The sequence below is a fragment of the Oceanospirillum sp. genome, assembly GCF_048265165.1.
Taxonomy (GTDB): Bacteria; Pseudomonadota; Gammaproteobacteria; order Pseudomonadales; family Halomonadaceae; genus Oceanospirillum.
Genome location: NZ_JBLXCD010000008.1, coordinates 1 through 11,003 on the forward strand (window position 1 = coordinate 1; position 11,003 = coordinate 11,003).

General features: G+C 47.2%; 4 protein-coding genes. 3 read left to right on the forward strand and 1 reads right to left on the reverse strand.

Annotated features, from left to right (window positions below):
• Together ACN0R8_RS13940 and ACN0R8_RS13945 are read left to right on the forward strand one after the other, a co-directional pair.
• On the forward strand, positions 1-7,047 hold a 7,047-nt coding region (locus ACN0R8_RS13940; protein ID WP_417598451.1), incomplete at its 5' end, for a hypothetical protein.
• Between the two features lie 103 nt (positions 7,048-7,150).
• Positions 7,151-8,194, forward strand: a complete 1,044-nt coding sequence (locus ACN0R8_RS13945) for an OmpA family protein (RefSeq protein WP_417598453.1) — start codon at positions 7,151-7,153, stop codon at positions 8,192-8,194.
• An 87-nt stretch (positions 8,195-8,281) separates the two neighbouring features.
• On the opposite strand, the gene ACN0R8_RS13950 is transcribed toward ACN0R8_RS13945, so the two are convergent.
• Positions 8,282-9,829: a diguanylate cyclase domain-containing protein gene (locus ACN0R8_RS13950; RefSeq protein ID WP_417598455.1), complete on the reverse strand. Its 1,548-nt coding sequence runs from the start codon at positions 9,827-9,829 to the stop codon at positions 8,282-8,284.
• A 158-nt stretch (positions 9,830-9,987) separates the two neighbouring features.
• Between ACN0R8_RS13950 and ACN0R8_RS13955 the strand changes: the two genes are divergently transcribed.
• Positions 9,988-10,908: a mechanosensitive ion channel domain-containing protein gene (locus ACN0R8_RS13955; RefSeq protein WP_417598457.1), complete on the forward strand. Its 921-nt coding sequence runs from the start codon at positions 9,988-9,990 to the stop codon at positions 10,906-10,908.
• Positions 10,909-11,003: the final 95 nt, after the last annotated feature.

Here is an 11,003-nt window from a genome sequence, read left to right on the forward strand (position 1 = left end):
AGCTACAGCGAAGATGCCGCGAATACCGCCGATGGTAGCGGTCAGTATGAAACCGTAACCTACGCACCGGATACCGTGACCACCACGATTCTGGATGAGACGGATAACGATCCGGCAACTCCGGGCGATAATGATAGTGCCTATACCCTGAAGCTGTTTGCCTCGGATGATCAGGGTAATGTCCTGCTGGATGATAATGGTGATCCGGTATCTGCAACTCAGATCCATGAAGATGGCGAAACCAGTGCGTTTTATGTTGTTAAAGCTCTGAATGAGGCCGGTGATTTTGTCGATCTGGAGGGTACTGTTGATGTTCGCTTTGATAATCACACCGCTGAAAGTGGCGATTACCGAATAGAAGGGACAGAAGTTACTTTAGGTCAGGCCTTTAGTGCTAAGGCTGTGGATGATATCTGGGCGGATAACAATGAAACCTTTACTGTTGAGTTAGTGGAAAACTCATACAGTGAAGATGCTGCCTATACCCCTGGTGGTGCTTATGAAACCGTTACTTATGATGATGCCAGTGTAACCACGACAATTCGTGATCTTGATTTCAGCGGTGTTGAGGATAACCGTAATACTCAGGAAGGTGATGGTGCCGGTGGTGACTGGGAAATACAGCTTCTGGAACATCTTGGTGACATTCACCCGGAAGAAGATTTCTCATCAATCACAGTTTCCGGGATTCCTACCGGAGTGACTCTCAAAGATGAGGATGGAAACGAGCTGACCCCTGTTGGTGGTGAGTATACTGTTTCTGACTGGCAGGAAGCACTGGGTCTGACGATCACGCCACCGGTTGATAGTAGTGAAGATATCTCTCTGGATTATGAATTGTCTCTTGAAGACGGTTCACTGGTGTCTTTTACCCAATCCATTGTGATTACCCCGGAAGCTGATCAGCCTTGGACTCTGGGTGATTTGGAATCTGAAACCGTCACATACCAGGACACGCTTCTGGAAGATTCCGGTTGGCAGCATCTGGATGCTGGCTGGACTGACGGAAGCTCGGTATTCAATGAGCTAACAGCCTCTACCGGAGATGCTGACGGCAGTGAAAGTAATACTTGGGTTCGCTTTTATTTTGACAGTGATACCAACCTGCCTAATGGCACGCAGCTGAGTTACGAGAGCGATAGTGGTGCTTTAAAATCACACAGTTTCTACCCATCAAAGAATTACTTTGATATCCCGGCGGATAAGCTTGATACCCTGCAAATTAAAGCGCCCTCTAACTTCAATGGTGAGCTTAGCTTTAAAATAAAAACTGCTGTTCTTGATAGTGATGAGGATGGCCGTGGTTCTGATAACCGTTGGAGTGATAATGGTCAAACGAATCAGCAATGGGGTGAAGCCGATACTTTGGTGATTAAAGTATCCGGTGACGCTGATCTGGATGTTAATCTTATTTCTGCAACCAGTGTTATTGCTCCTGAAGATAGTGGCCGGAATCAGAGCACCGGTGAGCTGACTCAAAATGCAGATGGCACTTATGATGTTTCAGAGGCCATCGACCTTGATATTAACTTCCAGGAAGGCCGATACACGAATACTGAAGTTATTGAACTTAAAATAGATGGTATCCCGGCAGATACTTTTATATTTGATAAGAGCGGTAATCTGTTAAATGGTGACGGTGCTGATGGCAGTCTGGATAGTATCAAAATTGTCCTGGACCCGGATGGACAGCATTATACTGCCTCGCCCGGTGACGTTGTACTGACCTCAAAATCAGCTTTCAATGCTTATGTAGAGAACCTTAAATTGGTTCCTGCTCATGACAGCAATGAAGACTTTACGCTGACTCTTAACCAGAAATCCACTGAACCCAACTGGGACGGCAGTGTCGGTGGCGAGGCAACTAAAGAGGTTGCCGATACTTTTGAGGTGCAGCTCACAAGTGTGGCTGATGAACCTCTGGTGACAGGAACAGACACCCCGATCACTTTGACTGAAAGTGGTAACTGGCAGGATCTGTCAGGCTTCCAGATCGCCTCCGGTGAAGAGCAACACCTTTCTGAAGAAGTATATGCACTGATTCGCAATGTGCCGAATGATGTTGGCCTGCGTATTGTTGATAGCAATGGTGACGAACTCTTTGATCAGCTGGTATTGGCGAATGCAGATAGTGGTGGCACAGACTGGCGTATCGATAATGAAACCCTGCAGAAGATTAATGATGGTGACTACAGTATCCAGCTGAAAACTCCGGATGCGGATTACAGTGGTTCTATAGACTTCGATATTCGCGTTACCGTTCTGGATATTGACCCGAATTCAGGACAGGAAACTGACACCCTGATATCGGACCACACTATGAATATCGTGGTGCAACCGGAAGTAGAGGGGTATGGCGATTCTCAGTCGTCCGGCAACGAAGATGAATGGATTGAGCTGGGGTTAACCGTAGGCTCCAGTGATGGGGATCAGTTAGTTGAAGGTCAATATGAGTATGATGGCAACACTTATGACCTGAAAATTGAGATACCCGGTTTAGGAGAAACATCTGAAGATATTCAGATTCAGGGCGACGGCCTGGTTATCGATTATGTCAACAACCTGGTTTATCTGGATCAGGGTGATTTAGATTCTGTTGAGGTTCTTGCACCTCAGCACTCCAATGTGGAACTGTCTGGTATCCAGTTTCATCGGTATCTGAAAGATGATATGGATGATAACTCTACCAGTGCTGAAGATATTCAAGAGGTTGTTACCGGGCATACCGTTAAAGTATCCGGTGTTGCTGATGGTTGGGAGGATACCGATAACGCTGCTAATGGTACGTCCGATGACGTTGCTGATACAGATTATGATGGCTTCGTTGTGCAGGACGTAACGGGTGGCGATTCGGCAACATCACTGACAGATATTATTGTCCGAAATGACAATGTCGAAGACAGCTACCATGAAGATACTGCGGGTACATCGCCATCAGATGATACCTCAGAATCTGAGTACTACATTATTCAGAACCAGAGCGGTGCAGGGAATACTACCTGGATGGTTGATGGTGGTATTAATGCTGGTGGTGGTGTTTGGGTTGTGTCGGCTGATGCGCTTGATGCAGCCAATATTAAGATTCTTCAGACTAATGCGGGTGATGGTTCTCTTAATCTGGAAATTATTCCGGTCAGTCAGGAGAATGATGGGGATATTCTTTTTGATCAGGCCCACACCTTTACTATCGGGTATACCGGTGGCGATGATCCTATTGCAGATGTTGATGGTGATGGGGAGCTAGTGGTTGATGGCGGCGGCAGCGGCAGCGGGCCTTCCATCGTTGTTAGCAATAAAGATACGGGCTTGGAAGATACATCCTTAACTGATGTGCTGAATGGAACCACTGCAGATGGTGCAAATCTGTCATATGTTATTGATGGCAATGAAACAAACGGTTCTGTAGATACCAGTGGTATGTACAAGTTGCCCGATGGCAGTTATGTGGGCACCGGCGCTATTAACTTTAACCCTGATGCTGATTTTAACGGCGATGCTGGCTTTGATGTTGACATTATTGCCACTGACAGCAACGGCAATCAGTCTTTTGTTTCTGAAAATATAACCCTGGATATCAATCCGGTGCTGGATGACGCATCGGTGAGCGCTGATGGCGGCACAGAGATTGATGATCCTGCCTCTGAAGGCATTGCTCTGAACTTACAGATCAGCTCTTCGGATAACGATGGCTCAGAAGAGCTTCAGGGAGATGTAACCATTACGCCACAAAGTGGCGGTGCGCTCCGAGGCCCAGGCGTTGTTGATAACGGCGATGGGTCTTACACGGTTGCTGGCGAGCATTTAGGCTCAGTTTCTTTTGTGCCTGATGCTTATAGCCACGGTAATTATAGTTTTGATATCAGTTATCAGTGGACAGATATTGATGCTAATGGCGGCTCCGATGTTTCAGAAGTTATAACAGATACTTTTAGTATTAATCTGGCCTCACAGGTTGACCAAATCGACGTAGATTTAACGCCGACTGCAGATATTGATGAGGCTGAAGACTACCCATTGGATCTGTCTGTTTTCCAACATGATAGCGATGGCAGCGAGATTGCTTCTGTTAAAATCAGCGGCATACCAGATGCCCTGGTGATACGTGATGCAGCCGGTAACCAGATTGGTAACTACAGTGACAACGGTGATGGCACTGTGAGTATTGTTCTTAAAGGATCGGAAGTACCTGATGGCGGCGGTCTGGTGCTTCATGACACCACAGGAACCTATGGCGGTGAGTTTAGTGTTGAAGTTTCAGCATTCAGCTTTGATAAGGTTACAAAAGAGATTGAGCAGGGTTCTGACACGGTTACGTTGACGATTAATCCCGTTGCTAGTGAAATCCTGGAAGTTGATGCTGGCAGTGCTCAGGATAATGAGATTCAGGGCCTTGAAGATAACGACGGCATGTCACTTGACCTTGATGTCATCATGTCCGATCTGGATGGCAGTGAGAAGCTGAAGGTTACATTTGGCGAAGAGTTTACCAACGCAGGCTTCAAGGCTGAATACACTGATAGCCTTGGCCAAACTCAGTTATTGGCTGATGAAAGCCTATTAACTGCGGAAGAGGCACAAAGCATCAAATTGATCCCGCAGGAAAATTACAGTGGTGATCTGGATCTTGATGTTCATGTTCAGACTGTAGAGATTGATGAGAATGGAGATGTACTGGATATTCTCACTGATGCTGCAACAGTGACTGTCCATGTTGCCGTTGCCCCTGAGGCTGATAACGTCAGCATCACTAACGTGTCTGATAAAACAGTGACAGAGGATGCATCTGCTGTGGATGTTGGACTGGGACTTAATCTGGTTGATAGTGAGTTATTGAATGTAACTCTGACCGGACTGGAGCCAGGCTCTACTGTCAGTGTTGACGGGCAGAGCCAGATTGTTGGCGGCAATGGTAAAGCAGGTTTTAGCGAATTGACGGAGTCTGATGCTGAAACTCTCAGTATTACACCGCCACAAAATTACAGTGGCACCATGAATATTGATATCAATGTAAAAACGGTTGATGGTGATGATGTTCTGGATACGGCGGTAACTCAGTCGTTTAATCTGGACGTAACGCCAGTCGTAGATGGCTTAACTATTGACTCTGCCGGCGCTGGTGGCCTGGAAGATACCGCTATCGACTTGGGCTTAGACTTGACCCTTGAGGATAGCTCGGAACAGGTTAATGTGACGTTAAGTGGCCATGAAGCAGGTTCAACCTTCTCCATTAATGGTAACCCTATTGCAGGTACTGCCGATGGCGGTGGTTCTATTACCTTTAACGGCTTAACGGCTTCCCAAGCGGAGTCTTTGGAAGTGACACCGCCGGAAGATTACAGCGGCACAATGGCGATGAACGTCAGCGTTAAAACCGTTGATGGCGACGATGTTCTGGATACAGCGGTTACCCGCTCATTTGATATTGAAGTTCTTCCAGAGGCTGATCAGCCAAATCTGGATGATCCTGCGCTTGATAATGAAGTGGATAATGGTGATGGTTCTTTCACTTATGACCTGGATCTTTCTGCGTCACTCAATGACGACAGTGAATCGCTATCTTTGCGGGTTGATGGCATACCGGATGGCAGCTCATTAACGAACAGTAATGGTGATAGTCTCACAATCACAGACGGTTCGATTACACTCTCACCGGATCAGTTAGCGGGCCTGAAATTAACCAGTCCTGAACCTCTTGTTTCCGATGGTGCTGGCGGCCTGAATATAGAGGCAACGGCTATCTCTACAGAGGATATGGGGACTGCTGGTACTGGTGATGATGCGAGTGCTATTCAGACTAAAACGATTGTTGATGGCGTGATTGAAGGCATTGCTTATACAACATCTTCTGGTCTGACCGGTTTAACCGATGAAGAAGGTAACTTTGAATATCGGGAGGGTGATTCTGTAACCTTTAATATTGGGGATGTGGTGATTGGGACAGCCGCACCAGATGATCTTGATCAGTCCAATATTTTCTTGCAGGATATGGCGGACGTATCCCGTGCTGACCTGAATGATGAATATGTTGAAAACATGGCCGTCTTTCTGCAGTCGCTGGATGCGGATGGTGATGCGGATAACGGCATTACCGTTACCCCGGAAACGCATGCAGCATATGAAGATGTATCTTTAGACTTGAGTACAGCCACCGAAGCTGACGTGCGTGATGCGGTTGAGCTGGCCGGCAAAACAGCGATCTCTGAAGAGCAGGCGATGGATCATGTTCAGAGAATGCTCCAGGAGCATGGTGGGCAAACAGAGTTTGAAGAGCATCTTGATGATGATTTACCCGCTGATGGCTCTTTACCCGCTGATGGCTCTTTACCCGCTGATGGCTCTTCTCCTGTTGAGGACCCTCTAATCACGGGCAGTTTCGCCAAAGAGCCGATTGAAGGGCTAAGTTACGAAACCAGTTCAGGGCTGGCCGGGGAGCTTGATCACGGTGCTTTCAACTATCAGGATGGAGATACTATCAACCTTTATGCTGATGGTCAGCTGGTTGCGGTATTCGATGCTGATGAGGTCGGAAATGACCGGGTCATTACCTTCGAAGAAGCAGATTTCCTTGTAAGTCAGGATGAGCTGGGTCAACTGTTAGCTGATGAAGATCAGCCCATGGCAGCTGAGTCTGAGCTGGAATCTGTTACAGAAGCTGAGTCTGGTTACGATATGACAGAAGAGTCTGAAATCGATACAGATGCTGCGCAGCCTGAGCCTGATATGGAACAAGCTGAGCCTGATACGGCAGAAGAGCCTGAACTTACGCTGGCAGGTAATTCGGAGAGCGACTTCGGCATTCCTGAGCAGGAGGAGTTTGATCTTACCGGTGAAAACGATCTCTTCCTCTTTGGAGAAAGTCAGAGTCAGGGGCTGATGGATGCGCTGGAGAACGGTGTACAGCAACCTGTCTCGGATCAGGGATGGTATGGTGAGATTGAAGCAGACCAGAGTCATGGTGATACCGAGAACTTTGGTGATCTTGATGTTGATAGCATGGTCGATGAAACAGGCTATCTGTCAGATGATGATCAACCCTGTGAGTGGTAAGACACTCATGATGTAAAAAGTGGCATGGGGTGGTTACATCCCATGCTTTTTTTTGTTCTTTAATTGTGCAGCTGCCGAGGCAGTTTTGAATTTGGGGTTTGAGATGCGAGCCAGCAAGCTTTTGTTAATGACGGGAATGGTGTTAGCACCGGGGTTGGTCTCAGCTCAGGAAGGTGTCTACATCGGTGGTTTTTATGAAGCCGTTGCCACGGACAGTAAAAAGAAAACAGACGCGGACTTTGATTATCTTGATGGAGGCCAGGGCCCAGGGCTTGAACTTGGCGTGTTTTTTACCCCGAGCTGGGGGGCACGTCTTGAATGGGGGCAGCAGGATTATGATCGTGCATCAGGGCTGGCATCGGGTAGTGATGAACGTCGGTTAGGCCTTGATCTGATGTACCGGTTTACAGAGAAGAATCATGCCTATGTCTTTGCAGGCATTAAAAGCGTGACGCCAGGTGTTGGGCACTCTGTCGCTAACGCCGGTCTTGGCGGGAGTCTGCCGCTGTCATCCCGTTGGTCACTCTTTGCTGAAGGGGTTGCATACCAGGGAGTGAAGACAGATTTTACCGATATAGGGGCAAAAGCAGGTGTTCGCTATCAGTTTTATACCAGTGAGCATGGTTTTCTGACTCCCCATAAACCAGTGCGCACAGTGGTGACATCTGTGCCGGAATCGGATCTGGATCGGGACGGCGTGATTGATCGTTTGGATCTGTGCCCAGGAACACCTGCCAAATACCTGGTGAATGAGGACGGTTGTACGATAGCCGAGCAGTTTGTGGTCTCGATGCAGCTGAATATTCTTTTCCCGAATGATTCCTCAGAGCTGGCTCCGGAGTATTATCCAGAGATCCAAGAGGTTGCAGATTTTATGGCAAGTCGACCTGATACAGCGGTTGAGATTGGAGGGCATACATCGGCACCGGCGAGTTTTGAATATAACCTGGCCTTGTCCCGTGCCCGTGCTGAAGCTGTGAGTCGGGTATTGATTGAAGAGTTTAAGGTTGATCCGCAGCGGGTACGTAGCAAAGGATATGGTGAGTCGAGATTGTTAGATCCGGCAGACAACGAAGCGGCCCATAGCAAGAACCGGCGAATAGAAGCGGTTATTTATGCGGTTGAGATGCAAAAGCTGACACGCTGACAGATTCTGCTTTAATGGGTTTATTGCTTATCCGGGGAAGATTTAATTCCCCGGATTTTTTATGGAGCATTACCTGGTTCAGCTATTTCAGCTATCTTTTTTTATAGCCCTTCTCTCGAAGCGGTCTGTTTTATTGCAAGCAAAAACGAACGTGTCTTTGCCGGACCGTTTAGCTTCATACATCGCCCGATCTGCCATTTGAACCAGACTATTGCCCGATGATGCGTCATGATCCGGGTATAGAGCGATACCCAGACTGCAGGACAGATTGGTTAAGCGGTGGCCCTCCAGCTCATATGGGCTATGCAGGTGGGCCAGGATATGCTCAGCGACCAAGGCTGCAGCATGATGATCAGTCAGGTGGTCGATCAGTAATGCAAACTCATCGCCGCCCATCCTGGCGCAGGTGTCGGACTCCCTGACCGCCGCTTGCAGGCGTTTTGCGACCTCTATCAGAAGGGCATCACCGATATGGTGACCGTACTGATCGTTAACCTCTTTGAAACCATCCAGGTCGAGAAACATAACAGCAAAACTGTCTGGACTGCGTTTCGCACTCACCAATGCATGATTAAGGCGCTCATAGAACAGAGAGCGGTTTGCAAGGTGGGTTAACTGATCATAGTGGGCCATGTGTTCCAGCTGCAGAAGTGTACGCTTTGCACCGGATATATCCTGCAGAATGCCGCAGATTCTTACAGGGTTGCCGGATCTGTCCTGTTTAACAATGCGCCCTCTGTCGAGAACCCACACCCAGTGTCCCTGCTGATGACGTATTCTGTATTCGGATTGATAGTAATCTTCTTTACCGCTCAGGTGATCATTTAGCTGGAGTCGTATTGCTTCAAGATCATCCTGGTGAATCATAGATTCAAGTTTTGACAGCGTCAGTGGCTCTAGCTCTTCCGTTTTAAAACCGGCAATTTCGGCCCACCGCTGATTGATCGCAATGTGTTCAGAAAGGCAGTCCCACTCCCAGGTGCCGGCATTTGTACCCCAGATAATATCATCCAGTCTTGTCTTCTCTGCCTGAAGTTGTGAGGCATGAAGGCGTTTCCTGTACAGCAGGTAGGCCATAGCCGTTGTTGCGAACAGCAGAGAGACCAAGGCAATCGCTAGTAGGGTATAGATAAAAAGATCTTTTGAGCGAAGATGGCTCAGCTGTTTCTGAACCATATCTTCCAGCTGGTTCTGGTAATGCCAGAGACTATCTTCTGCGGCTCTCAGGTCATTAATATCGGTAATAATAGAGAAAAGGTAGTTCTTCTTATTCTGCTCAAAGGGAACAGCAGAGACTTCAACGGTCCTGACCGAATCATCAGCCAGTTTGTGACGAAAAATAAAGTAGTTGCGGTTTTCTTTGCGAGCTAACTCACGTTCAGCCGCCACAGCTTCAGGAGATAAGGTATTAATTTCCTGAATATACATCTGCTGTAGTTTATTTTTGCTATAACCGTAGTACTCAGAAGCAGCTTGGTTTGCCCGGAATATTTTGCCACTTTCAGGCTCAATAAGCAGCATAACGACAGCGTGTTTCTCGAACAGGCTGTCAAAGGTATCAGCCCGTAAAAAGGATGAAAAAGATACCAATAACAACAGAAAAAAAACAATAATATAGTGCTTCAGTGAAACCATAGCTTTACCTCTGTTATTCTTGTCATCTGCGGAAACACACCAAAGCCTGACATCGCTACCGATCATATTTCTGACAGAGATATCTGCTTTTTATTGGGCTAAGCATAAAAAATCCCGTATACCCGAAGTTTATTCATTATTGATTACTTGAGGATGCTATGAAAGATATTGTCAATGACAATCAGTGGGTTTTGTCGCTTGTCTTTGTCTTCACCTGTCTCTTGTTGCGTTGGTTATCTGTCAGATTTGTAAAGCGCGTTGTTAAAGATGAGGATAACCTTCACCGCCGCTGGACAAATACGATTACCAACATTACCAGTCTAGTCATTATTATCGGCTTGGTGATTATTTGGTTAAGTGAACTGCGTTTTGTTGCACTTTCTATTGCTGCTTTTGCTGTTGCACTGGTTGTGGGGACACGGGAGCAGATTCAATGTTTTTTAGGGGCTGTTTACATCGCCAGTAGCCGGGCATTCAGTATCGGTGATTGGATCAAAGTAGAGCATCATTATGGCGAAGTGGTACGTAGTGACTGGCTGACCACCACGTTGCTGGAGGTTGATATCGAAGGGATGAGCTACGCTTACACCGGTCGCAGCCTGGTCATTCCGAACAATAAGTTCAGTACCGGTGTGATTCAGAACCTTAATTTCATGCGCCGCTATGTGGCTCATAGTTTCAGCATTGTTCGGGAAGCGGATGCCATCAGTGTTCGTGATGCCAGGCTCTATCTGGAAGATCTGGTCAGAGAATATTGCAGCCCATTTAAAGAAGTTGCCGACCGCTACAGTAGCTTGATTGAAAAACGTCTGGGAATAGCTTTGAGCGTTTCGGACTTGAATGTTCGTATCGCAACCAATGAAACAGCCCGAAATGTGTTTATTGTCACCATTTTTTGCCCCACGCAGGAAGCAACCCGCATTGAAGAAGAGATCACAGAAGACTTTCTTGATTACTGGTACAGTATCACTCACAAATTAGATGCCTTTTATGGCCCGGACCTGCAGCTGGATGACGTACCGGAAGTGGTGGTCAGTGAAAGTCATATTGCACGGCATGTTCGGCCGAAAAAAAGTTGATAAGGCAATAAGTTAGCGGATTAAACCCCGCTACGGTACATGAATATGTGCAATACCGTATTCAACATTTAGTGTACAATATCAGGCTCGAATTT